Origin of the sequence: Nocardia sp. NPDC046473 (genome assembly GCF_040645995.1) — a bacterium.
In the GTDB taxonomy this organism is placed as follows: domain Bacteria; phylum Actinomycetota; class Actinomycetes; order Mycobacteriales; family Mycobacteriaceae; genus Nocardia.
Genome location: NZ_JBEYZJ010000001.1, coordinates 549657 through 574382 on the forward strand (window position 1 = coordinate 549657; position 24726 = coordinate 574382).

Sequence of the window (24726 nt, forward strand, 5' to 3'; positions counted from 1 at the left end):
CGGGAATCGCATGCGAGTCGGTGCCCGGAAGCTGGAAAGCGTGCGGCCGCCTGGTGGTCAGCTGTGCGGCGAGAACCTGGCCTCGGGGGCGCTGAGGTGAGTTCCGCCGCGCCATTTTCGATCTGCTGCACCTACTCGCATGCGAAACCCGGGTGCGGGAAGCTGGAAGGCGTGTGGCTGTCCGTCAGCGTGCCGCGCTGACCTGGTCGCTGTCCAGCAGCGACTTGATCTGGGCAGCACCGGTTTCGGTGAGCCAAGTGTCGAAGGTGCGCAGGCCGGGGTGGATTTCGCGAATGGCGGCGATGTCGGCGCGCCAGCCGCCGGTCGCGCGCATCAGGCGCCAGGCGTGTGCGATCGAGTCGCCGAGTGCGGCGGCGGCTGCCTCGTCGAGTTCCTGGTAGCGGACCTGGTGACCGGTGGCCTCGGTTATCGCTGCGGCTGCGGTGGGTGGGTTGAGGGCGTCGCCTGCGAGCTCCAGGGTCTTGCCGTGCAGGCGGTCCGGGTCGGCGAAGGCCAGGGCGGCGATATCGGCGATGTCGGCGAGGGCGATGACTTTCATCGGCTGATCGGCGGGAAACAGGTGCCGGTGGACGCCGTCGACGATGCCGTCGACCGGGGAGCCACGCAGGAGATAGTTTTCCATGAAGCGGACCGGGCGCAGCAGGGTGTAGCGGGTGCCGCCGGCCGCGATGGCGGCTTCGATACGGTTCTTGCCGCTGGCGCCCCAGGTGTTGTCGTCGTTGAGCGAGGCGATGCCGGTGAAGACGATCTGCTCGACGCCGGCTCGCCGGGCGGCGTCGACGAGCGCCTCGCCGCGTTGCGCTTCGAGTTCGACATCCCAGCCCTGGGGACCGTGGGCGGCGGGCGGCACCACGAAAAGCGCTGTGGCACCGGCGAGTGCGGCGGGCAGGGTCTCGGGAGCATCGAAGTCGCCGACGGCCAGTTCCGCGCCCGCGGCGGCCAGCGCCTGCGCGGCGGGTGCGTGTGGATCGCGGACCAGCGCCCGGACCGCCCTGCCGTCCGCGAGCAGCCTGCGGGCGGTGGCGCCGCCCTGCTTGCCGGTGGCTCCGGTGACCAGGATGAGGTTGTGCTGAGGGGACATTCTTGCCTTCTCTGTCGATAGAATCGGGTCGGATAACCCGTATTTCGGACCATACGGGTGCCGTGACCCGGTTGGCCAGGTCAGGCAAGGGAAGGCCGTAACGAAATGACCGCTTCAGTCGACGCCGCACCGAACACCGCGGCGCGTGCCGACGCCAGACGTAACCGCGCACTCGTGCTCGCTGCCGCGCAACGTGCGTTCGCCGAATACGGACCCTCTGTGTCGCTGGCCGAAGTGGCCCGCCGCGCCGGGGTCGGCGCGGGCACCGTCTATCGGCACTTCCCGACGAAATTCGATCTGCTGGAAGCGGTTATGCAGCAGCGCGTCGACCGCCTGGCCAAGCTGGCCGCCGACCACCTCGACGCGCCGGATCCCGGTGCCGCCTTCTTCGACTTCTGTACCGAGGTGGTGGCGTCGACGCCGGGCAACGAGGCGCTCTGCGAACTGATGCAATCCGACGACGGTTGGCCACGTGCCCTGCTGATGAGCGCGGGTGCGCGTTTTCATAAGGCGCTGGGTGGGCTACTGCTGGCCGCGCAACGTCAGGGCGCGGTGCGCGCCGATATCGAAGTGTCCGACGTGCTGGCCATCTTCACCGGATGTGTTGCCATCCAACGGCTTCAGCGGTCCAAAGGCCGGATCGATCGCACTGCCGCGATCGTCCTCGACGCTATGCGAGCCGCGCCGGGCGTGACGAATCGTATCCCTGATTCCAACGTGCGTAACGAATCATCGGATCGTAACGAAACTGGCGACCGTCACTGCCCTGTATGCGACACGACGGTTCGGCACACCGGAACCGGCCGCCGCCCTCGCTATTGCTCGGCCGCCTGCCGCCAGAAGGCGCACCGCCAACGCGTCGCAGCCCGAGCCTGAGTTGTCGGCAACTGGCGCACTCTGGGGATCAGCGCCACTTACGGGCACCCACGGTGGGTGCGGATATCGCGAACGGGCGCAGATTTGCGGCGATCAGCGCAGCGGCTGCGTGATCTGAATCGCATTGGGCGGGGACAGGATCGGATGGCACAAAAGTGACGTAGGTCAGAACCGGACGGAACCGGTGGACAGAGCCGGTCGGCAGCCGCGGCGTGGGCCACGGTCTGCCGCCGGGAATGGGCGATTTACAACAGGTCGCTGACGTCGTTCGGCACGTCGACGGCGTATTTGCGGAGGATGTCCATCGAGATCACTTCCAGGGCGTTTTCGTGCGTTGCGGCCAGCACTACGGGTGCGGCGACACCGTCCTCATGCGCGTGCAGCCATCGCACAGCCACCACACACCACCGGTCTCCTGGTTGTAGGCCAGGGAAGTTGTTCTCCGGGCGCGGCGTACTCAGATCGTTGCCGATGGACGCCTGATGCTCCAGGAATTCGGCCGTGACGACGGTGCACACGGTGTGGCTACCGAGATCCTCCGGCCCGGTGCTGCAGCAGCCGTCCCGGTAGAAGCCGGTGAGAGGATCGGTGCCGCACTCTTCCAGCGGCCCCCCAAGCACGTTTCGATCGGTCACGTCGCCGATCCTATTGCCACCTCGCGAGAAGTTCCGCAGGACAAGAAATCTCGGGGGTTGTGTCTCGGCCCCGGGGCGGCGTGGTAAAGCAGGTCGCTCCGTTCTGCAAGGATGGGCGCGTGAGTTCCGAAGCCTGGATCCTGATCGCCGTCGTCGCCGCCTTGCTGCTGGTGGTGCTTGTTGTCGGATTTGTCCGGTACAAGCGCTCCCGGGTATCGCTGACGCCGCCGCCCGTCGACAAAGAACTGACCGACAAGTCCGGTGGTTACTCGGCGTCGGGTGGCTTCAGCTTCAGTCAGGGCGGCACCGCGACCAAGGAGCCCCAGCCGGTCGAGCGGACCGACACCGACGGCCAGCCGCACGTCGGCGACGACGCGGCCATCCCGCGCGACGCGCCGAAGCGGGGGATCACGAATGTCGCGCTGCCGGAGTCCGATGTCGTCGAGGCGCCGGAAACCGAATCCGGTGCGGCTGCGGCCAAGGAAACAGACACAACCCAGTCTGTACAGCCGGATACGACTCCGGGCACTGTCGAATCGGGCACCGCCTCTCCTGAATCCGGCACGGCATCGGCCGAATCCAGCACCGCGCCCGCCGAGTCGGGCACTGCGTCTGCCGAGTCGGGCACTGCGTCTGCCGAGTCGGGCACTGCGTCTGCGGAATTGGGCACGGCCCCGGTCGGGACGGGCACGGCCCCGGCTGAGACAGGCACCGCACGGACCGAGACTGGCGCTGCTCCGACTACGACGGCCCCCACCGCAACGGGTGCAGCCCCGACCGGAGCATCGCTGAGCGGAACGGATTCGGCTCCGACCGCAACCGCCGCCCCCGACACCGCCGCAGGCGCCGAAGCCCCGATCCCGCTCGAGGACATCGATCCAACGGCAGGCCGCCTCGTCCGCCTGCGTGGTCGTCTGTCCCGCTCGCAGAACGCGGTCGGCAAGAGCCTGCTCGGCCTGCTCGGCGGCGGCGACCTCGATGACGACTCGTGGGAAGAGGTCGAGGACACCCTGGTCCTCGCCGACCTCGGCACCGCGAGCACCGCCGCCGTGGTCGAGCGGTTGCGCGCGGAGATGGCCGCCCGCAGCGTGCGTACCACCGACGCGGCCCGCGCGGTCCTGCGCGACGTGCTGATCGAGGCGCTGCGCCCCGAGCTCGACCGCTCGATCCGTGCCCTGCCGCACGCCGACCACCCGTCGATCCTGCTCGTCGTCGGCGTCAACGGCACTGGAAAGACCACCACCACCGGCAAACTCGCCCGCGTGCTGGTCGCCGACGGCCGCCGCGTGCTGCTCGGCGCGGCCGACACCTTCCGCGCCGCCGCCGCCGACCAGCTGCAGACCTGGGGCGAGCGGGTCGGAGCGGACACCATCCGCGGCAAGGAATCCGCCGACCCGGCCGCCGTCGCCTTCGACGCGGTATCCGCCGGCATCGAGCGCGGCGTCGACGTGGTGATGATCGATACCGCAGGCCGTCTGCACACCAAGACCGGCCTGATGGACGAGCTCGGCAAGGTCAAGCGCGTAGTAGAGAAGAAGGCCGCCGTCGACGAGGTGCTGCTGGTGCTCGACGCCACGGTCGGCCAGAACGGCCTGATGCAGGCGCGCGTTTTCGCCGAGGTGGTCGACATCACCGGCGTGGTCCTCACCAAGCTCGACGGAACGGCCAAGGGCGGCATCGTCTTCCAGGTCCAGCACGAACTCGGCGTCCCGGTGAAACTGGTCGGCCTCGGCGAGGGCGCCGACGACCTGGCCCCGTTCGAACCCGGCGCCTTCGTAGACGCACTACTCGGCTAGCCCCAAAATCAGTCCCGACCGAAGGCGCCCTTCACGCTGTCAGGCAGTGTCAAGGGCGCCTTCGGTCGGTTCACCCCCCCGGCTGTACATCCGGAATGAAGGTGGCCTTCGATCGGTCTTGTCGACTGAAGGGCGCCTTCGGTCGGCGCGATTCCGTATTCGATGGGATGAATTGCAGGACCGGCTCGCGCGTGTCCCGAAATTCGGCCCGGCATCCGTGGTGTTTGCGGTAAATCGCATCGAAAACGGAATGTTTGCTAGCTCTACTCGCCGGTAACCGCATATCCCTTTTGTCCGAAGCTAGCCGCCGATCCGCCCGAAAACTCGGGGCGTAAACCACGAAACGTGGAAGCAACACAACTGGCCCATCCGTTCACGCAGGTGAAACACGCCAGCTCTGTGGATGAAACACCAAGTGACCACCCTTCTGTGCAGGTCCATTTGCCGGAGTCGGCAGGGCCCGAGATGAGGAGGACTTCAAGGTGGCTTTTCCCCTTACCGGTGCACCGGACACTGGTGACACCGCATGGATGCTGGCGAGTTCAGCGCTTGTGTTGTTGATGACGCCCGGTCTGGCATTCTTCTACGGCGGCATGGTCCGTTCGAAGAACGTGCTGAACATGATCATGATGAGCGTCAGTGCCATGGGTTTGGTCGGCGTCCTATGGTCGCTGTACGGATACTCGGAGGCATTCGGCAATAACAAGTTCGGCGTGATCGGCGACCCCGCGCAGTTCTTCGGACTGAAGGGCCTGATCGGCGGCAACTCGGTTGCCGAGGTCAAGGACGCCAGCGGCGCGGTCACCACGGCGGCGGTGAATATTCCACTCGCGGGCACCATTCCGATGAGTGTGTTCGTCGCCTTCCAGCTGATGTTCGCCATCATCACGGTTGCCCTCATCTCGGGTGCGGTCGCAGACCGCCTGAAGTTCGGCTCCTGGCTGCTCTTCGCGGGCATCTGGGCCACGGTCGTATACTTCCCGGTCGCGCACTGGGTCTTCGACTTCGACGTGAAGGACGCCAACGGCACCGTCGTGCACGAGGGCGGTTGGATCGCGAACAAGCTGCAGGCGGTCGACTTCGCCGGTGGCACCGCGGTGCACATCAACGCCGGTGCGGCCGGTCTGGCACTGGTGCTGGTGCTCGGTAAGCGCAAGGGCTGGCCGACCACCGCGTTCCGCCCGCACAACCTGCCCTTCGTCATGCTCGGCGCCGGTCTGCTGTGGTTCGGCTGGTTCGGCTTCAACGCCGGTTCCGCGGTGTCCTCGGGTGGCCTGGCCGGTTCGACCTTCATCACCACCACCTTCGCGACCTGTGCCGGCATGCTCGGCTGGCTGCTGGTAGAGAAGTTCCGCGACGGCAAGCCGACCTCGCTCGGCGCGGCCTCGGGTGTCGTGGCGGGTCTGGTCGCCATCACCCCGTCCTGCTCCTCGGTGAACGTGCTCGGCGCGTTGATCATCGGCGTGGTGGCCGGCATGCTCTGCGCCCTCGCGGTGGGCCTGAAGTTCAAGTTCGGCTTCGACGACTCGCTCGACGTGGTCGGCGTGCACCTGGTCGGCGGCATCGTCGGCACCCTGATGGTCGGCCTGGTCGCCGCGCCGGAGGCGGGCGCGGGCAAGACCGGCCTGTTCTACGGCGGCGGCATCGACCAGCTGTGGCGCCAGGCGGTGGGTGCCGGTGCGGTACTTGCCTTCTCCTTCATCGCCAGCCTGATCATTGCCTATATCGTGAAGTTCACCATTGGGCTGCGAGTCAGCGACGAAGCCGAGGCAGTGGGCTTGGACGAGTCCGAGCACGCGGAAACCGCCTACGATTTCGCCGCGCTGGGCAGCACGGCACGTTCGGCCGTCAAGGAGGCATGACGAACATGAAACTGATCACCGCAATCGTCAAACCGTTCACACTCGAGGACGTCAAGACCGGGCTCGAGCAGGCGGGCGTGCTCGGCATGACTGTCAGCGAGGTGCAGGGTTACGGCCGCCAGAAGGGGCACACCGAGGTCTACCGAGGTGCCGAGTACTCCGTGGATTTCGTGCCCAAGGTCCGGGTCGAGGTGGTCGTGGACGACGCGTCCGTGGACAAGGTCGTCGAGGTGATCGTCGAGGCTTCCCGCACCGGCAAGATCGGTGACGGCAAGGTCTGGGTGACTCCGGTCGACACGATCATCCGGGTGCGGACCGGCGAACGCGGTACCGACGCTCTGTAACGAATATCGATCGAGCGGCGGCCCCGCCTCCCACCGGAGCTCCGGTCGGGGCGGGGCCGCCTTGCATGGATGGGTGGTGGGTTGTGGGTAGCAGCAACGAGCACGGCGCCGGAGAAGGCAACGGCGGCAAGGTATCCAATGGCGCGGCCGATCTGGTCCGCGCGCGAAACCAATTGCTCGACGGCGGTATGCCGCGCAACCCACGACTCGATGCCGAGTCTTTACGACAAGCCTTGGTCGACCTCTATGAACTGTGGCTCACCAGCAAAGGCACCGAGCTCGGCATCACCAAGGACAGCGGCCTGGCCGTGGTCGCCGTCGGCGGGCTCGGCCGCAGAGAGATGCTGCCCTACTCCGATCTGGACCTGGTACTCCTGCACGACGACGTCGACCCCGCCAGGGTCGCCGAGGTCGCCGACCAGCTCTGGTATCCGCTGTGGGACGCCCACATCAAGCTCGATCACAGCGTGCGGACCGTCCCGCAGGCGCTGCGGGTGGCCGCCGACGATCTCATCGCCGCGCTCGGCATGCTCGAGGCCAGGCACATCGTCGGCGATCATGACCTGAGCAATCTGCTGATCGGCGGCGTGCGCCGGGAGTGGCGGACCGGAATCCGTTCGCGGTTCGACGAATTGATCGCCCAGGCCGAGGCGCGGTGGCAGCGCAGCGGCGAGATCGCGCATCGCGCCGAGCCCGATCTGAAGAACGGGCGCGGCGGCCTGCGCGATATCCAGCTGCTCGACGCCCTCGCCATCGCCCAATTGACCGATGCCATGCCGGGACTCGGTCCGGAAGTGCCGGGAGGTGGCCTGAAACAAGCACATCGCCGTTTGCTGGATGTTCGCACCGAGTTGCACCGGGTGGCCGGTCGAGCCCGTGACCAGCTACGAGCCCAGGATGCCGACGAGATCGGGGCGGCGCTGCGCATCGGCGACCGGTTCGATCTTGCCCGCACCCTGAGCGATTCCGCGCGGACGGTCAGCTATTCGGTGGATGTCGGATTGCGTACCGCGGCAAACGCTTTGCCGCGGCGCGGGCTGGCCCGCCTCCGTCGCATGCCGGTGCGCCGACCACTCGATGAGGGGGTGGTCGAGCACGCGGGGGAGGTGGTGCTGGCCAGGGACGCGCGGCCGCAGCGCGACCCCGGCCTCATCCTGCGGGTGGCGGCCGCATCGGCGCAGACCGGGCTGCCGATGTCGGCCACCACCCTCAACCGGCTCTCCGAAGACGCGCCTGAGCTACGCGAACCTTGGCCGAAGGACGCGCTGAACGATCTACTCGTGCTGTTGGGTGCGGGCCGCGGCGCCATCGACGCGATCGAGGCGCTCGATCGAACGGGCTTGTGGGGCAGGCTACTTCCAGAATGGGGCGCCGTCCGCGACCTACCGCCGCGCGACGCCCTGCACACCTGGACCGTGGATCGGCACCTGATGGAGACGGTCTCCTACGCCAGCGCGATGAGCACCCGGGTCGCGCGGCCGGACCTGCTCGCCTTGGGTGCGCTGCTGCACGACATCGGCAAGGGCCGCGTGGGCGACCACAGTATTGTCGGTGCCGAGCTGGCCACCCACATCGGCCGCCGCCTCGGCCTGTGGCCGTCGGATGTGCGCACTCTCAGCGCCGTTGTGCGCCACCACCTGTTGCTCCCGGACACCGCGACTCGTCGCGACCTGGCCGACCCCGCCACCGTCCAACACGTCGTCGACACGCTCGGCGGCGATCCGGAACTCCTCGAACTGCTGCATACCTTGGCCGAGGCGGATTCGCTGGCCACCGGTCCCGGGGTGTGGGGCGACTGGAAGGCCTCGCTGATCGGCGATCTGGTCCGGCGTTGCCGCCTGGTTATGGCCGGCGGCGAACTACCGACGCCCGAACCGATCGCGCCGGAACTGGTCGCCAAGGCCAAGGCGGGCGGCGTGCACGTCGAATTGAAACCGGGAGAGGGCAAGTACACCTACACGGTGACCGTGATCGCACCGGACAGCGTGGGCCTGCTCTCCGACGCCGCCGGGGTGCTCGCACTGCACTCGCTGCGGGTGCTCTCGGCCTCGCTCGGCGTCGAAGGCGATTCCGCCATCGACACTTTCGTGGTGTCGCCGAAGTTCGGTGACCCGCCGGATGCCGGACTGTTGCGCCAGGAACTCATCCGTGCCATCGCCGGTGACCTGGACGTTCCCGCCGTCCTCGCGAAACGGGAGCGCGAGGCGGGCGGCATCGGGCCGAGTCAATACGCGCAGGCCCAGCCGCGGGTGCTCTGGTCCGGCGCCTCGGTGCCCGGGCAGGTACTGCTGGAACTGCGGGCCGAGGACCGGATCGGTCTGCTGAGCAGACTCGCCGCCGCGCTGGAGGACTGCGGGGGCGACGTCCGCTGGGCGAAGGTGGTCACCATGGGTTCCGCGGTAGTCGACACCTTCTGCCTCGACCTCGGTTCTACGGACAGTCCGGACCGCAGGGCCGACATCGAAAAGGCGATCCTGGCCGTCGTCCCGCGACCGGCGCCGAAGAAGCCCGCAGACGGCATGCCCGGCCCGGAGATCATCGGGTCCTGACCTTCGCTACCAAGTAACCAATCTGTTGCACATGATTTGCTGGAACCCATATCTCGAGGCTCCCTCACGTTCTACTATCAGAGCGTCTGGCTATCGCTAGCATGAGGGGAGCACGTCGGTGGCAATTGAAGTTGTTTCGGCGTCGATGATGACGAGCGACGAAACCACGCACATGGCGCGGTGCGTCGGCGGGGATCGCTGGGTTGTTTCCTGGCTACCGGGTCGGACATTGACCGGACAACAGGCTGTGACCGCCATGACCATCGCCTCCACGGTCGCCAACTCACGCATCCCCACCACCACGGAATGGGCCATCCTCGACGACCTGGCACTCGAGCTGGGACTGACCGCGCGCGAAGCGGTGTACATGGTGGCCAAGGAGAATCACGACTACCGCAAGACGGCCAAACCGCGTCGCCGTTCGCTCGAATAAGACCGGCTGTCAGCGTGGGAATCCGGCGACCGGGCAGTGAAATGTCCCGGTCGCTTTTCCGTGCGTTCATCGAGGACCGCTTGCGAGCCGCGAATGCGCGAGGCCGCCCCGTGCGCAGAACGGTCGGCTATCCCATTACCCTGGGAGGTAATTGACGTCCCCCGAGATCAGGAGCGCGATCGGTGTTCGAATCCCTGTCCGACCGGCTTACCGGTGCCCTCAAGGATCTGCGTGGTAAGGGGCGTCTGTCACCGGCCGACATCGACGCCACCTGTCGCGAGATCCGGCTCGCCCTGCTCGAAGCCGACGTCGCGCTGCCGGTGGTGCGCGGTTTCATCGCCCGAATCAAGGAGCGCGCCAAGGGCGCCGAGGTCTCCGCCGCGCTGAATCCCGCGCAGCAGGTCGTCAAGATCGTCAATGAGGAACTCGTCGGGATCCTCGGCGGCGAGACCCGCAGGCTGACCCTGGCGAAGAACCCGCCGACCGTGATCATGCTCGCCGGTCTGCAGGGTGCCGGTAAGACGACCCTCGCCGGCAAGCTCGCCAAATGGCTGAAGGGACAAGGACATCAGCCGTTGCTGGTGGCCTGCGACCTGCAGCGTCCCGGCGCCGTCACGCAGCTGCAGGTGGTCGGTGAGCGCGCGGGCGTGCCCGTGTTCGCGCCGCACGGCGGCACCTCCATCGGCGGCGGCGACAACGCGCTCGGTGTCAGCGCCGCCGACCCGGTCGAGGTCGCCCGCGGCGGCATCGAGGAGGCCCGCGCCAAGCAGTACGACGTGGTCATCGTCGACACCGCCGGTCGCCTCGGCATCGACGAAGAGCTCATGCGCCAGGCCGCGGGCATCCGCGACGCGGTGCAGCCGGACGAGACGCTGTTCGTGCTCGACGCGATGATCGGCCAGGACGCGGTCGCCACCGCCCAAGCCTTCCGCGACGGCGTCGGCTTCACCGGTGTCGTGCTCACCAAGCTCGACGGCGACGCCCGCGGTGGTGCCGCGCTGTCGGTGCGTGAGGTGACCGGCGCGCCGATCATGTTCGCGTCCACCGGTGAGAAGCTCGAAGACTTCGACGTCTTCCACCCGGACCGGATGGCCAGCCGCATCCTCGGCATGGGCGACGTGCTCAGCCTGATCGAGCAGGCCGAGCAGATCTACGACCAGGAACAGGCCGAGGAAGCCGCCCGCAAGATCGGCAGCGGCGAGATGACGCTCGAGGACTTCCTCGATCAGATGCTCGCCATCCGCAAGATGGGCCCCATCGGCAACCTGCTCGGCATGCTGCCCGGCGCCGGTCAGATGAAAGACGCCCTCGCCGCCGTCGACGACAAGTCGCTGGACCGAGTGCAGGCCATCATCCGCGGCATGACCCCCGCCGAACGGGACAACCCGAAGATCATCAACGCCTCCCGCCGCCTGCGCATCGCCAACGGCTCCGGCGTGCAGGTCTCCGAGGTCAACCAGCTCGTCGACCGCTTCTTCGAAGCCAAGAAGATGATGGCCATGATGGGCCGCCAGATGGGCATGCCCGGCTCCCGCCGGTCCAACAACAAAAAAGGCAAGAAGGGTAAGAAGGGCGGCCGCGGCCCGACCCCGCCGAAGCTGCGCGGCGGCCTGCCCGGCATGCCCGCGGGAATGCCAGGACTGCCCGCCGGAATGCCGGACATCTCGAACATGCCCGCCGGCCTGGACCAGCTCCCGCCCGGCCTCGAAGGTTTCGACCTCTCGAAGCTGAAGTTCCCGAAGAAGTAGACCCCGCGCGGAACTTGTTGCGCAGCGCACGAATTCGCTAGCTGTTTCGTGCGCGGCGGGCGAGTCGGTGCGCGGCGGGGTGGCCTTTGTGCCGCCGTTCGGGAAGTCCGCAATGTGGCGATGCCGTGTGGCTCGCGCCTGACTGGCCAGTTGCGGCGCGCGCTGGTACTCGTTGAGTGCGGTGCGCGTGTTGTGTGTCGCCGCGTGCGATTTCGTTAGCTGTTTCGTGTGCGGCGGGCGAGTCGGTGCGCGGCGCGGTGGCGGGTAGCGCGTGCAATTGGCGATCGTTGATGGGCGTGCCGCAGCCTGCGAACTGTGCCGACGTCACGCTGGTCGAGGTAGACGAGCACCGAATCTGAGCTCCCGCGCGCGTTGTGTTCTGCTGCGCACGAATTGGCTAGCTGTTTCGTGCGCGGCGGGCGAGTCGGTGCGCGGCGTGGTGGTCGGGTTGCTGTTGTTCGGGTTGCCGTGTCGGGTAGCTGACGCGCGGTCGTCAGCGGGGCCCGGTGCGTGACGGTCAGGGGGCGTGGACGTTAGGTTGGAGTTAGCCGACGACGTCCAGGAGGTTGCTGTGCATCTGCGAGGTGTGGTTCTCCCCGGGGAGGAAGTTCGCGACTTGTGGGTGCGGGATGGGCTGGTGTCGTTCGAGCCGGTGCCGGGGGCCGAAACGCTGTGTAGCACAGGGTGGATCGTGCCGGGGTTGGTCGATGCGCACTGTCATGTCGGGATTCGGTATGGCGGGGGAGATGAGGATCGGGCGGGGGCCATTGCGCAGGCCGAGACCGAGCGGGACGTGGGTGCGCTGCTGTTGCGCGACGCCGGGTCGCCGATCGACACCAGGTTCATCGACGATCACGAGGAACTGCCGCGGATCATCCGCGCGGGCCGTCACATCGCCCGCCCTCGCCGCTACATCCGTGAGCTCGGCATCGAACTCGACGACGAACGCGACCTGCCGGAGATCATCGCCGAACAGGCCCGCTTCGGCGACGGTTGGGTGAAGATCGTCGGCGACTGGATCGACCGCTCCGTCGGCGACCTGCGCCCACTCTGGAGCGACGCCATCCTCAAGGAGGCCATCGACGCCGCTCACGCCAACGGCGCCCGCGTCACCGCGCACGTCTTCGGCGAGGACGCGCTGCCGGGCCTGATCGACGCGGGCATCGACTGCCTCGAACACGGCACCGGCCTCACCGACGACACCATCGAGATGATGGTCGAACACGGCACCGCCCTCGTACCGACCCTCGTCAACATCGACACTTTCCCCGAAATCGCCGACAGCGCAGGCAAATTCCCCACCTATGCCGCCCACATGCGCGACCTGCATCGCCGCGTCCGCACCACCGTCGCCAACGCCCACGACGCGGGCGTCCCCATCTTCGCCGGCACCGACGCGGGCGGCTCCATCCGCCACGGCCGCATCGCCGACGAAATCACCGCCCTATCCGGTGCCGGCCTATCCCCCCACGACGCCCTAGGCGCCGCCTCCTGGAACGCCCGAACCTGGCTGGCCCGCCCCAACATCGAGCCCGGCGCCCCCGCAGATTTCGTTGTCTACCAAGAAGACCCACGCACCAACCCCGAGGTACTGAACACCCCCTACGCCGTCATCCTCCGCGGCCGCCTCTACGCCCACCACGATCCTGTCACCGGCCATCGCTAGCGGTTGAGTACTTTCCAACGACTCCTCGCGCGAGCAGTCCAGGTGCGCCCGTTATCGCCGAAGATCTGCACTCTGTCTCGGGATCTGCACTGAGAATAAGGCCCTATTTCGAGTGCAGATCCCGAGTGAAGGTGCAGATGTTGCTGCGAGTTCATGCGTGGCGCCTGGCGGATGCGGGCGGGCGTATTGTCGGGCGGTATGAGCATTCGTCTCGGTTATCAGATGCCCAACTTCAGCTATGGACAGCCGGTTTCCGAGCTGTTCCCGACGGTCGTCGCGCAGGCCAGGGAGGCTGAGGGGGCGGGGTTCGACACCGTGTTCGTGATGGATCACTTCTATCAGTTGCCGGGGATCGGGACGCCGGAAGATCCGATGTTGGAGTCTTACACCACGCTGTCCGGGATTGCGGCGTCGACTGAGCGAATTCAGTTGTCCGCCTTGGTGACCGGGAACACCTACCGCAATCCGGCTATGCTCGCGAAGACCGTCACCACGCTCGACCTGGTCAGCGCGGGCCGGGCGATCCTCGGCATCGGCGCGGGCTGGTTCGAGCTGGAGCACAGGTCGTTCGGTTTCGAATTCGGCACCTTCACCGATCGTTTCGAGCGCCTCGACGAGGCGTTGCAGATCATCAAGCCGATGCTGCGCGGCGAGCACGCCACCTTCGACGGCAAGTGGTACCACACCGACAACGCCATCAACGAGCCTCGTTTGCGCGACGATCTGCCGATCATGCTCGGCGGCGCGGGCGAGAAGAAGACCTTCGCGTTGGCGGCCCGCTACGCCGACCATCTCAACATCATCTGCAACGCCTCGGAGCTGCCGCAGAAGATCGCGGCCCTGCACCAGCGCTGCGCCGAGGTCGATCGCGATCCGGCCACCCTGGAGGTCAGTTACCTGTGCTTCCTGATGGTCGATGAGGACGGCGATCAGGCCCGCAAGGAACAGCGGGACATGTTGCAGGGCATCGGTGTCGACGTGGACAACCTCTCCGAGGAGGAACGCAAACAGAGCATCGCCGACCGTCAATTCGTCGGCGCGCCCGACGAAGTCGCCGAGCAGCTGCAGACCAGGGTGCTCGACCACGGCGTGCAGGGCGTCATCGTCAATATGATCACCAACGGCCATCGGCCCGGCGCGGTCGATCTCGCCGGACGCACCCTCGCTCCGCTGGTCCGCTGAGCATTCGAGCCGTGAAAAGTGTTGGGGCGCGAAATTTCTCGAGCTCGATAGAATCGGCATTGTGACGGCGAACACATCGCGGCGGGCGTCCTACGGTTTCGACGCACCGCCCATCATGCTCATGCTCGGAGCGCTCGCGGTCGGCTTCCTGGTCGCCGCGATCGCCAACGCGCTGGTCGGCAATACCGTGCCGGCGTGGGTGACGTTCCTGGTCGGCCTCGCCATGGCCGCGCAGTTCGGGCTGTTCCTGCACGCGACCAGGCGCGGCAAGTTCCGCGCCTGGGACGGCCTGCTCGACGACCTCGCCCTGCGCGGCGACGAACGCCTGCTCGACCTGGGGTGCGGCCGTGGCGCGGTGCTGCTCGCCGCCGCGAAACGGCTGCCCGAGGGGCGTGCGGTCGGTATCGACCTGTGGCGCTCGGTCGACCAGTCGGGTAACAGCCTCGCCACCACCGAGCGCAACGCCGTCGCCGAAAACGTCGCCGACCGAATCGAATTGCACACCGGCAACATGACCGCGCTGCCGTTCCGCAACGGCGAATTCGACGTGATCGTCTCGAGCCTCGCCATCCACAACATCAAGGCGTCCGCAGGTCGAGCCGCCGCGGTGCGCGAGGCGCTGCGGGTGCTGCGGCCCGGCGGGCACCTCGTGCTGGTCGATATCGGCCGGACCGGCGAATACGAGACCACCCTCACCGCCAACGGCGCACAGACCCTCACCGCGCGTTCGCTCGGCTGGCAACTGTGGTGGGGCGGGCCGTGGACGCAGACCCACGCCCTCACCGCCGCGGCTCCGGGCGCATGAGCCGCCGATGAATTCGGCTGGGTGGTCACCGACCACCTGAACAAGGCCACCGAATACGTCGTGTCCAGCCCACTCGAGGACCCCGAGTGGGCGAACACGGTCATCCTGCGCGGCATCGACGATATCCGCGCGGTGCAGGCCGGGCCCGCGACCCCGATCCGATTTCAGGTGAACGCGGCCCATCTGGCACAATGAACAACCGTCCTTCCGGACAAGTGTCAGCCCGTCTCCGGTTACGTACCGCGCGGCGGTCACACACTCCATGCGCTAAACCGGGCTCGCAGACCGTGCGGGTCGCTGAATTGCGCCGTGACCAACCTACGAAAGAGGCAGAACGAGCATGGCTGTTCGCATCAAGCTCACCCGCTTGGGCAAGATCCGCAACCCGCAGTACCGCATCGTCGTCGCCGACGCGCGCACCCGCCGGGACGGCCGGGCCATCGAGTCCATCGGCCTGTACCACCCGAAGGAAGAGCCGTCGCTCATCGAGATCGATTCCGAGCGCGCTCAGTACTGGCTGGGTGTCGGCGCGCAGCCGACCGAGCCCGTCCAGCGCCTGCTGGAGATCACCGGCGACTGGCAGAAGTTCAAGGGCCTGCCGGGCACCGAGGGCACCCTGAAGGTCAAGGCCGAGAAGACGTCCAAGCTGGACCTGTTCAACGCCGCGCTGGCCGCCGCCGACAACGCCCCCACCGGCGAGGCCACCACCCCGAAGAAGAAGGCCGCCAAGAAGGAAGAGGCCGCCGAGGCGCCCGCCGCTGCTGAGGCCGCCGAGTAATGAGCGCCGTCGTCGCCGATGCTGTCGAACATCTTGTTCGCGGCATCGTCGCGAATCCCGATGACGTCCGCGTCGAGCTGATCACCGGCCGCCGCGGACGCACCGTCGAGGTGCACGTGCACCCCGACGACCTGGGCAAGGTGATCGGTCGCGGCGGTCGTACCGCGACCGCGCTGCGCACCCTCGTCGCCGGTATCGGCGGCCGGGGTATCCGGGTCGACGTGGTCGACACCGACCAGTAGATGGAACTTGTCGTAGGACGGGTCGCCAAGTCGCACGGCGTGCGCGGTGAACTGGTCGTCGAGATACGCACCGATGAGCCGGAGGCCCGGTTCGCGCCGGGCAGCAAGCTGCGCGGGCGGCTGGCCCGATCCAAGGAAGTCCGCGACTTCACCGTGGAGTCGGCCCGAGAGCACTCGGGCCGGCTTCTGGTGTTTCTCGCCGGCGTCGGCGACCGGGACTCGGCCGACGCGCTGCGCGGCACGCTGTTCTTCGTCAACAGCGAGGATCTGCCGCCGGGCGACGACCCGGACGAGTACTACGACCACGAACTCGAGGGGCTGACCGTCCAGCTCACCGACGCCACCGTGGTCGGCACCGTCAGCGAAGTGCTGCATTCGGCCGCGGGAGAACTGCTTTCGGTCAAAGCCGCCGAGGACGGCCGGGAGATCCTGATCCCGTTCGTCACCGCCATCGTGCCCACCGTGTCGCTCGCGGACCGGCTGATCGTCATCGATCCGCCCGAAGGACTCCTCGACCCGGAATAACCGGCTGGGCTCGGGTACCTAATCAATGTCCCGCAGAACACGGGGGATCACATGAAGCTCGACGTAGTCACGATCTTTCCGGAATACCTGGAACCGCTGCGAACGGCGTTGCTGGGCAAGGCAATCGATAAGGGCCTGATCTCCCTCGACGTGCACGACCTGCGTGGCTGGACCCATGACGTGCACAAGTCCGTCGATGACTCGCCCTACGGTGGGGGACCGGGCATGGTCATGAAACCCACCGTGTGGGGCGACGCACTCGACGCGGTCTGCCCCGACGACGCACTGCTCGTCGTCCCCACGCCCGCCGGTGTCCCGTTCACCCAGCAGACCGCGCACCGCTGGGCCACCGAAGATCACCTCGTCTTCGCGTGTGGCCGCTACGAAGGCATCGATCAACGCGTCTTCGACGATGCTGCCCGTCGAGTCCGGGTCGAAGAGGTCAGCATCGGCGACTACGTCCTGATCGGCGGCGAGGCAGCCGTCCTCGTCATGACCGAAGCCGTGGTCCGCCTACTCCCCGGCGTTCTGGGCAATCAGCAATCCCACCAAGAGGATTCGTTCTCCGACGGCCTCCTCGAAGGCCCCAGCTACACCCGTCCCGTCACCTGGCGCGACCTCGAAGTCCCCCCGGTTCTCCTCTCCGGCGACCACGCCAAGGTAGCCGCCTGGCGCCACGAGCAATCCCTCGAGCGCACCCGAGCCCGCCGCCCGGACCTCCTCCCCGACGCGGACTGACGTGCGAAAGGTGCTCTTGACGCAGGCAACCTACGTCAAGAGCACCTTTCCCACGTCAAGTGTGTCTACGGGAGCAGACCGTGGCGGCGGGCGGTGACGACGGCTTCGTGGCGGGAGTGGGCGTCGAGTTTGGTCATGGCGTTGCGGAGGTAGCTCTTGACGGTTTCCGGTGCCAGTGAGAGGCGTTGGGCGGCTTCGTGATTGGTGCAGCCGAGGGCGATCTGGGAGAGGACGTCCAGTTCGCGGCGCGAGAGGTGCGGAGCGTCGGGGAGCGGGTCGCCGACCATTACTCGGCTGAGGCGTTCGCAGACGGTGTGCAGGCGACCGCGCAGCTGGTCGTCGCCGGCGGAGCGAGCCATGCCGCGGAGTTCGGCGTGGATGTCGCGCAGTTCCTCGGAGACGGCGGGGGCGGTGTCGGACGTGGGGATGGCCGTCTCGAGCAGCCGCAGGCGGCGGTCGACCTCGTCGCGGATGGTGATTTCGGAAGCCAGGCGGCGACCGGCCTGCACCACCAGGTCCGCGGTGCGGTCGCCGAGCGGGCTCGCGCTGCGGGTGGCGGCGTAGAGGACGGCCCGGGAGCGTTTGTCGACGACCACCGGCACCGCGACGATCGAGCGGAGTCCCTCGCCGGAGACCGGGCCGTCGTAGTGGTGGGTGATGCTGGAGGTGTTGACGTAGTCGGCGACCGAGGCGGGCCGCCCGGAATCCATCACCCGGCCGCCGAGCCCCGAGGTGCGGAGCACGGAAAGCCCGCGCAGCCCGTTGGTCAGCGTGCCGACGAATTCCGACAGCAACAGCGCGTCGTCGTGCACCTCGCCGCCGAACGCCACCGGCACCCCGGCCGTGCCCGCTACCCAGCGGATCTCGGCGCGCAACGCGTCCGCGTCGCGCGGCCGCAACAGTGCGGTGTGGGTCATGACACTCACCCCTTTTCGGGGGTAGTAGCGGAATCGGTGTGACCCACATCCTATTCGGTGAGCTGGATCACGATGAGGAGTGGCGAAGATGGGTACCGACCTGAATCCCCGGGTGCGCGAACTGCTGGACCGGTATGACCGGCCCGAGGCGTCCGCGGCGGATCTGTTGTGCGATCAGCATCCGGCGGACGGCATCGCTTTTACGATCGTCGAGCGCGATCTGTCGTCGATCGACCTCACCTACGGCGAATTGCGGGAGCGTTCGACTCGTTTCGCCGCGGGATTGGCGGAACTCGGGATCAAGCAGGGTGATCGCGTCGCCACGTTGATGGCGAAGTCCACCGACCTGGTGGTCGCCTTGCTCGGGATCTGGCGTCTCGGGGCGGTGCATGTTCCGCTGTTCACCGCGTTCGCGCCGCCCGCCATCGCGTTCCGGCTGGAAGCGAGCGGCACCTCGATCGTTATCGCCGATGCCGACCAGGCGGCCAAACTGGCCCCCGGCCCCGACATGCCGGCCGCGACCTGGCAGGTCATCGTCAGTGGCGATGCACCCGAGGGCACGCTCGGCATGGTGGACCTACTGGCCGACGACGCGCCCCACCGAGCGGCGGTGGCGGTCGGCGGCGACGGACTGCTGGTCGAGCTGTTCACCAGCGGCACCACCGGAACCCCGAAGGGCGTGCCGATTCCGCTGCGCGCGCTGGCGTCGTTCCAGGCGTATCAGGAGTTCGCGCTGGACGTCCGCGGGGACGACGTCTTCTGGAACGCGGCCGATCCCGGCTGGGCATACGGCCTGTACTGGGCGATCATGGCCCCGCTGGCCAGCGGCATCCGCAGTATTCTGCTGCACGCCCCGTTCTCGCCGACGCTCACCTGGCAGGTGCTGGAACGTTTCGGCGTCACCAACTTCACCGCCGCACCGACGGTGTACCGCGCACTCCGCGCCGACTCGACCGCAGGGCCGCTGCACGCCACACTGCGCCGCGCCTCGTCGGCGGGGGAGCCGCTGACTCCCGAGGTCGTCGCCTGGTCGCGGGAGCACCTCGGCGTCGCCGTGCGCGACCACTACGGGCAGACCGAACACGGCATGCTCATCTGCAATTCCTGGCACGAGGCGCTCGACGCCGACGTCCCCGCGGGCTCGATGGGCCGATCACTGCCCGGCTGGACCTGTGCGGTGCTGTCCGACAACACCGACACCGTCGCGCCGACCGGTGAGCTCGGCCGCGTCGCCATCGACACCGAAAACAGTCCGCTGCTGTGGTTCCTCGGCTACCTCGACGCCCCGGAACGCACCGCCCAGCGCTACACCTCGGACGGCCGCTGGTATCTGACCGGCGACGCGGGCTCGCAGGACGAGAACGGCTTCTTCCGCTTCTCCGCCCGCGACGACGACGTGATCATCATGTCCGGCTACCGGATCGGCCCGTTCGAGGTGGAGAGCGTGCTCGTGCTGCACGAAAAGGTCGCCGAGGCAGCCGTTGTCGGCATGCCGGACGAACTGCGCGGCGAGGTGCTGGAGGCCTTCGTGGTGTTGCGCGACCACTCCGCGATCGGCACTGCGCTCGAGGCCGAACTGCAGGATCTGGTGAAGAAGAAATTCGCCGCGCACGCCTACCCGCGCACGGTGCACTTCGTGACCGAGTTGCCGAAGACACCGAGCGGCAAGGTGCAGCGATTCGTGCTGCGGCAGAGGGGAAACAAGTGATGCCGAACCCGAGCTATGCGTCCGGCGCTTCGGACACGCCGCTACTGGGTGACACCATCGGCGGCAATCTCGATCGCACCGTCGCCGCCTACCCGGACCGGGAAGCGTTGGTGGACAAGCCGTCTGACCGTCGCTGGACCTACCGCGAGCTCGGCGCCGCAATCGACGCGCTGGCCACCGGACTCGCCGCACGCGGCATCGGGAAGGGTGACCGGGTCGGCATCTGGGCGCCGAACTGCGCGGAGTGGTTCTTCGTGCAGTACGCGACCGCGAAGATCGGCGCGATCCTGGTCAACATCAACCCCGCCTATCGCACCAACGAACTGGAATACGTGCTGCGCCAGGCGGGTGTGCGGGTGCTGGTCGCGGCGCCGGAGTTCAAGACATCGAACTATGTCGGGATGATCGAGGAGGTCCGGCCGAACTGTCCCAAGCTGGAACAGGTGCTGGTGCTCGGCACACCGGAGTGGGATGCCTTGGCGCAGACGGCGATCGATGCGGACCGCTTGGCCGCCCTCGCTGCCGAGCTATCCATCGATGATCCGATCAACATCCAATACACATCGGGCACAACGGGTTTCCCCAAAGGAGCCACGCTGAGCCACCACAACATCCTGAACAACGGCTTCTTCGTCGGCGAGCTGTGCGGCTATACCGAAGTGGACCGGATCTGCGTGCCGGTGCCGTTCTATCACTGCTTCGGCATGGTGATGGGCAACCTCGCCAGCACGAGTCACGGTGCGACAGTGGTGATTCCGGCACCGGCGTTCGATCCGAAGGCGACCCTGGCCGCCGTCGAGTCCGAACGCTGCACCTCGCTCTACGGCGTGCCGACCATGTTCATCGCACTGCTCACCGAATTGGACTCCGCCACACCGGATCTGTCCAGCCTGCGCACCGGCATCATGGCGGGCTCGCCGTGTCCCGTCGAGGTGATGAAGCGGGTCATCGACCGGCTCGGCATGCACGAGGTATGCATTTGTTACGGCATGACCGAAACCTCGCCGGTCTCCACCCAGACCCGCCGCGACGACGGCATCGACCGGCGCACCGCCACCGTCGGACGGGTCGGCCCGCACCTCGAGGTCAAAATCGTCGACCCCACAACGGGTCTCACGGTGCGGCGAGGCGAGCCGGGCGAGCTCTGCACCCGCGGCTACTCGGTGATGCTCGGCTACTGGAACGACGAGGCCAGGACCGCCGAGGCCATCGACACGGCCCAGTGGATGCACACCGGCGACATCGGTGTGATGGACGACGACGGCTATCTGGCGATCACCGGCCGGATCAAGGACATGGTCATTCGCGGCGGCGAGAACGTCTACCCGCGCGAGATCGAGGAATTCCTCTACACCCACCCCGACATCCTGGATGCCCAGGTGATCGGCGTGCCCGACCCGAAATACGGCGAGGAACTGATGGCCTGGGTCCGGATGCGCGAGGGCGCAACACCGTTGGACGCCACCGCCGTCCGCGAGTTCTGCGCGGGCAAGCTGGCGCACTTCAAGATTCCGCGTTATGTGCACGTGGTGGACGAGTTTCCGATGACCGTCACCGGCAAGATCCGCAAGGCCGAAATGCGCGAGCTGTCCCGTGCACTCCTCGGGCTGCGTGACGAGACCTGATATCGGGTGCCCCGATTAGTGTGGTCATGTCACTTGCCGATATAACACATAGGGTGAGACAAGGTCATTCGTCGGGGATCTCGTTTATCTGGTCGCGAAAGGTCTTGTATGTCAATCGGTTCGTTTTCACGTGTTCTGTCTTGTGTTATCGCCACTGCGGCACCACTTCTCGCGCTCGCACCGGCCGCCGTCGCCGACCCGGGCAGTCCGTACAGCTGCTCAGGTTTGTTTCTGACCAGTGATGGTTCCGCGGAAGTAGAATCATGCATTTACGCGGAGAACGGTGTGCCGCGTGCATTCGGTGGACTCAATATCAAAAATGATTCCATCAATAGAGATAATTGCACCATGGTCGTCACGGTCGTGGACAAAGACGCATACGCAGGCGGCGGCACCAATGAACAGATCGCCACCAGCGGTCCGTTCCCCTGCCTGAATGGCAGGTACCCCTCGCCTCCGTTGACGGTGGACGCCGCGTTCGCCAAGCCGGGGCATCGGTATGTCAGCTTCACCGCCGTCACCAAGAACGGCCAGACGTTCAGTCCTATCTACAGCCCGGAACTGGTCCTGCCGTAGGCAGTACGGTGCGTTGGAATTTCCCCGACCAGGCCGAGCACGCTCGGCCTGGTCGGGTGCGTCCGGCCCCCGGCGCGGCCGGACCAGCGATGATGCGGCACGCGCGACCCGGTTCCACCGGGTGTGGGTCTCATGTCGGGCGGTCCCGGTAGTGTCTCCGGACGTGACGACAGCGCCCGAGACCGCCAGTGCAGAGTCCGACCCCGCCGTGCTTCCACCCGCGACGTCCGCCGGTGTCATGAGCCAGGCCAGCGTGAACCGTCGCATCGCCGACGAGCTCGCGGTGCGGGAGAGCCAGGTGCGTGCCGCCGTCGAGCTGATCGACGGCGGCTCGACCGTGCCGTTCATCGCGCGATACCGCAAGGAGGTCACCGGCGGTCTCGACGACGCGCAGCTGCGCCTACTGGATGAGCGTCTGCACTACCTTCGCGAACTCGACGAGCGCCGCGGCGCCATCCTCGAATCCATCCGCGGCCAGGGCAAACTCGACGACGCGCTGCACCAGCAGATCATGCTCGCCGAGACCAAGGCCCGGCTCGAGGACATCTACCTGCCGTACAAGCCGAAGCGGCGCACCAAGGCGCAGATCGCGCGCGAGGCCGGCCACGAACCGGTCGCCGACGCGCTCATCAACGACCCGACCACCGATCCCGCGCAGTACAACGCCGAGCAGCTCGACGGCGCACGGTCGATCCTGGTCGAGCGTTTCGCCGAGGACGCCGACCTGGTCGGTGAGCTGCGCGAGCTGATGTGGAACCGCGGCCAGGTCAAGTCGACCGTGCGCCCGGGCAAGGAGGAGGCGGGCGCCAAGTTCGCCGACTACTTCGAGTTCGACGAGCCGTTCACCAAGCTGCCCTCGCACCGGATCCTCGCGCTGCTGCGCGGCGAGAAGGAAGACGTGCTCTCGCTGCACCTCGAGCCGGACACCGAGGAGCTCGAGCCGGGCGAGCGGTCCATCTACGAGGGCCGGATCGCGATCAAGTTCAATATCGCCGAGAAGGGCCGCGCCGCCGACACCTGGCTGCTGGACACCGTGCGCTGGGCGTGGCGGACCAAACTGCAAGTGAGCCTTGGCATCGACACCCGGATGCGGCTGCGGCAGGCGGCCGAGAAGGACGCCGTCGACGTGTTCGCGGCGAACCTGCGCGACCTGCTGCTCGCCGCGCCCGCGGGCACCCGCACCACCATGGGCCTCGACCCGGGCTACCGGACCGGCGTGAAGGTGGCCGTCGTCGACGCCACCGGCAAGGCGGTCGCCACCGAGGTGATCTACCCGCACAAGCCGCAGGGGCAGACCGAGAAGTCCCTCGCCGTGCTCGGCGCGCTGGTCGCCCGGTTCGGCGTCGAGCTCATCGCCATCGGCAACGGCACCGCCTCGCGCGAGACCGATGCCCTTGCCGCCGAGCTGATCTCGCGCATTCCGGAGAACAAGCCGACCAAGATCGTGGTGTCCGAGGCGGGCGCCTCGGTGTACTCCGCCTCGGCATACGCCACGCAGGAACTGCCGGACATGGACGTGTCGCTGCGCGGCGCGGTGTCCATCGCGCGGCGCCTGCAGGATCCGCTCGCCGAGCTGGTGAAGATCGACCCGAAGTCGATCGGCGTCGGCCAGTATCAGCACGACGTGTCCGAGACGCTGCTGGCGCGTTCGCTGGGCGCGGTGGTCGAGGACGCGGTGAACGCGGTCGGCGTCGACGTCAACACGGCCTCGGTGCCGCTGCTGTCGCGGGTGTCCGGTATCGCCGGTTCGGTCGCGGAAAGCATTGTCGCGCACCGGGATCAGAACGGCCCGTTCCGCAGCCGGACCGCGCTGCTGGAGGTGCCGCGGCTCGGCCCGAAGGCGTTCGAGCAGTGCGCAGGCTTCCTGCGGATCCGCGGCGGCGACGACCCGCTGGACACCTCCTCGGTGCACCCCGAGGCGTACCCGGTGGTCCGCCGGATCATGGAAACGACCGGACGCGACATCACCGAGGTCATCGGCAACACGACCGTGCTGCGCTCGCTGCGCGCCGACGACTTCACCGACGAGCGCTTCGGTGTGCCGACGGTGACTGACATCATCACCGAGCTGGAGAAGCCGGGCCGCGACCCGCGACCGGAATTCAAGACCGCGGAATTCGCCGCGGGCGTGGAGAAGGTCGCCGACCTCGAGCCGGGCATGGTGCTCGAGGGCGTCGTCACGAACGTCGCCGCCTTCGGCGCGTTCGTCGACATCGGCGTGCACCAGGACGGACTCGTGCACGTTTCGGCCATGTCGCACAACTTCATCAAGGATCCGCGCGAGGTGGTGAGCACCGGTGACGTGGTCAAGGTGAAGGTGCTCGAGGTCGATGTGGCCCGCCAGCGCATCGGGTTGTCGCTGCGGCTGGACGACGAGCCGGGCGCTACCGCCAAGGGGGAGCGGGGCGAGAACCGGCAACGTGGTCAAGGTGACCGCAAGGGTGGCGCGCCCGAGCGGCAGAATGGACAGGGCAAGACCCAGCAGGGCCGCAACCAAGGGCAACGCAACCAAGGCCAGGGCCAGGCCCGCGGCGGCGGCAACCAGCGCCGCAACGCGCCGGCGCCGACCGGTTCGATGGCGGATGCGTTGCGCCGGGCCGGTTTCGGACAGTAGGTCGG

At 67.4% G+C, this 24726-nt stretch carries 22 protein-coding genes; 19 read left to right on the forward strand and 3 right to left on the reverse strand.

Annotation, left to right across the window (positions count from 1 at the left end; all coding sequences use genetic code 11):
- Window positions 1-184: 184 nt before the first annotated feature.
- Window positions 185-1102: an NmrA family NAD(P)-binding protein gene (locus tag ABZ942_RS02605; protein ID WP_357378313.1), complete on the reverse strand. Its 918-nt coding sequence runs from the start codon at window positions 1100-1102 to the stop codon at window positions 185-187.
- Window positions 1103-1207: 105 nt separating this feature from the next.
- Between ABZ942_RS02605 and ABZ942_RS02610 the strand changes: the two genes are divergently transcribed.
- Window positions 1208-1978 (forward strand): TetR/AcrR family transcriptional regulator, encoded by a 771-nt coding sequence (locus ABZ942_RS02610; RefSeq protein ID WP_357378315.1) that lies wholly within the window; start codon window positions 1208-1210, stop codon window positions 1976-1978.
- Window positions 1979-2223: 245 nt separating this feature from the next.
- On the opposite strand, the gene ABZ942_RS02615 is transcribed toward ABZ942_RS02610, so the two are convergent.
- Window positions 2224-2613 carry a DUF2237 domain-containing protein gene (locus ABZ942_RS02615; protein ID WP_040737431.1) on the reverse strand — a complete coding sequence of 130 codons (390 nt, stop codon included), beginning with the start codon at window positions 2611-2613 and terminating at the stop codon, window positions 2224-2226.
- Window positions 2614-2732: 119 nt separating this feature from the next.
- Between ABZ942_RS02615 and ftsY the strand changes: the two genes are divergently transcribed.
- The 14 genes from ftsY to trmD all read left to right on the forward strand — a co-directional run bounded on the left by ftsY (window position 2733) and on the right by trmD (window position 17281).
- Window positions 2733-4409 carry a signal recognition particle-docking protein FtsY gene (gene ftsY, locus ABZ942_RS02620; RefSeq protein WP_357378318.1) on the forward strand — a complete coding sequence of 559 codons (1677 nt, stop codon included), beginning with the start codon at window positions 2733-2735 and terminating at the stop codon, window positions 4407-4409.
- A 482-nt stretch (window positions 4410-4891) separates the two neighbouring features.
- On the forward strand, window positions 4892-6271 hold the full coding sequence (locus ABZ942_RS02625; protein WP_357378320.1) for an ammonium transporter: 1380 nt from the start codon (window positions 4892-4894) through the stop codon (window positions 6269-6271).
- A gap of 5 nt (window positions 6272-6276) precedes the next feature.
- Entirely contained in the window at window positions 6277-6615 is a 339-nt protein-coding gene (locus tag ABZ942_RS02630) for a P-II family nitrogen regulator (RefSeq protein ID WP_040737447.1), read from the forward strand.
- Window positions 6616-6698: 83 nt separating this feature from the next.
- A complete protein-coding gene (locus tag ABZ942_RS02635; RefSeq protein WP_357378322.1) occupies window positions 6699-9164 on the forward strand; it encodes a [protein-PII] uridylyltransferase in 2466 nt (821 codons plus the stop codon).
- A gap of 118 nt (window positions 9165-9282) precedes the next feature.
- Window positions 9283-9597 (forward strand): hypothetical protein, encoded by a 315-nt coding sequence (locus tag ABZ942_RS02640; protein WP_357378324.1) that lies wholly within the window; start codon window positions 9283-9285, stop codon window positions 9595-9597.
- Between the two features lie 182 nt (window positions 9598-9779).
- On the forward strand, window positions 9780-11345 hold the full coding sequence (gene ffh, locus ABZ942_RS02645) for a signal recognition particle protein (RefSeq protein ID WP_357378326.1): 1566 nt from the start codon (window positions 9780-9782) through the stop codon (window positions 11343-11345).
- Between the two features lie 571 nt (window positions 11346-11916).
- On the forward strand, window positions 11917-13011 hold the full coding sequence (locus ABZ942_RS02650) for an amidohydrolase family protein (protein WP_357378328.1): 1095 nt from the start codon (window positions 11917-11919) through the stop codon (window positions 13009-13011).
- A 198-nt stretch (window positions 13012-13209) separates the two neighbouring features.
- The gene (locus tag ABZ942_RS02655; RefSeq protein ID WP_357378330.1) at window positions 13210-14193 is read left to right on the forward strand and encodes an LLM class F420-dependent oxidoreductase; all 984 of its coding nucleotides are present in this window, start codon (window positions 13210-13212) and stop codon (window positions 14191-14193) included.
- Window positions 14194-14254: 61 nt separating this feature from the next.
- Window positions 14255-14998 carry a class I SAM-dependent methyltransferase gene (locus tag ABZ942_RS02660; protein ID WP_357378332.1) on the forward strand — a complete coding sequence of 248 codons (744 nt, stop codon included), beginning with the start codon at window positions 14255-14257 and terminating at the stop codon, window positions 14996-14998.
- Between the two features lie 21 nt (window positions 14999-15019).
- Window positions 15020-15193: a hypothetical protein gene (locus tag ABZ942_RS02665; protein WP_357378334.1), complete on the forward strand. Its 174-nt coding sequence runs from the start codon at window positions 15020-15022 to the stop codon at window positions 15191-15193.
- Window positions 15194-15338: 145 nt separating this feature from the next.
- The gene (rpsP, locus tag ABZ942_RS02670) at window positions 15339-15776 is read left to right on the forward strand and encodes a 30S ribosomal protein S16 (RefSeq protein WP_357378336.1); all 438 of its coding nucleotides are present in this window, start codon (window positions 15339-15341) and stop codon (window positions 15774-15776) included.
- Entirely contained in the window at window positions 15776-16018 is a 243-nt protein-coding gene (locus tag ABZ942_RS02675) for an RNA-binding protein (protein ID WP_011210690.1), read from the forward strand. Before rpsP ends, ABZ942_RS02675 begins: the two co-directional genes overlap by 1 nt.
- On the forward strand, window positions 16019-16543 hold the full coding sequence (gene rimM, locus ABZ942_RS02680; protein ID WP_357378338.1) for a ribosome maturation factor RimM: 525 nt from the start codon (window positions 16019-16021) through the stop codon (window positions 16541-16543).
- Between the two features lie 51 nt (window positions 16544-16594).
- Window positions 16595-17281: a tRNA (guanosine(37)-N1)-methyltransferase TrmD gene (gene trmD, locus ABZ942_RS02685; protein WP_357378340.1), complete on the forward strand. Its 687-nt coding sequence runs from the start codon at window positions 16595-16597 to the stop codon at window positions 17279-17281.
- Between the two features lie 65 nt (window positions 17282-17346).
- Here trmD and ABZ942_RS02690 read toward each other — a convergent pair whose 3' ends face one another.
- Window positions 17347-18198 carry a LuxR C-terminal-related transcriptional regulator gene (locus tag ABZ942_RS02690; RefSeq protein ID WP_357378342.1) on the reverse strand — a complete coding sequence of 284 codons (852 nt, stop codon included), beginning with the start codon at window positions 18196-18198 and terminating at the stop codon, window positions 17347-17349.
- Window positions 18199-18286: 88 nt separating this feature from the next.
- Here ABZ942_RS02690 and ABZ942_RS02695 point away from each other — a divergent pair, with 88 nt between their 5' ends.
- From ABZ942_RS02695 to ABZ942_RS02710, 4 genes are all read left to right on the forward strand, one after another.
- A complete protein-coding gene (locus ABZ942_RS02695; protein WP_357378344.1) occupies window positions 18287-19906 on the forward strand; it encodes an AMP-binding protein in 1620 nt (539 codons plus the stop codon).
- Window positions 19906-21531, forward strand: coding sequence for an AMP-binding protein (locus ABZ942_RS02700; RefSeq protein WP_357378346.1), 1626 nt, complete (start codon window positions 19906-19908; stop codon window positions 21529-21531). The genes ABZ942_RS02695 and ABZ942_RS02700 overlap by 1 nt, the downstream gene beginning before the upstream one ends.
- A 348-nt stretch (window positions 21532-21879) precedes the next feature.
- Window positions 21880-22107 (forward strand): hypothetical protein, encoded by a 228-nt coding sequence (locus ABZ942_RS02705; protein ID WP_357378348.1) that lies wholly within the window; start codon window positions 21880-21882, stop codon window positions 22105-22107.
- 238 nt (window positions 22108-22345) lie between these two features.
- The gene (locus ABZ942_RS02710; RefSeq protein ID WP_357379336.1) at window positions 22346-24721 is read left to right on the forward strand and encodes a Tex family protein; all 2376 of its coding nucleotides are present in this window, start codon (window positions 22346-22348) and stop codon (window positions 24719-24721) included.
- Window positions 24722-24726 lie beyond the last annotated feature (5 nt).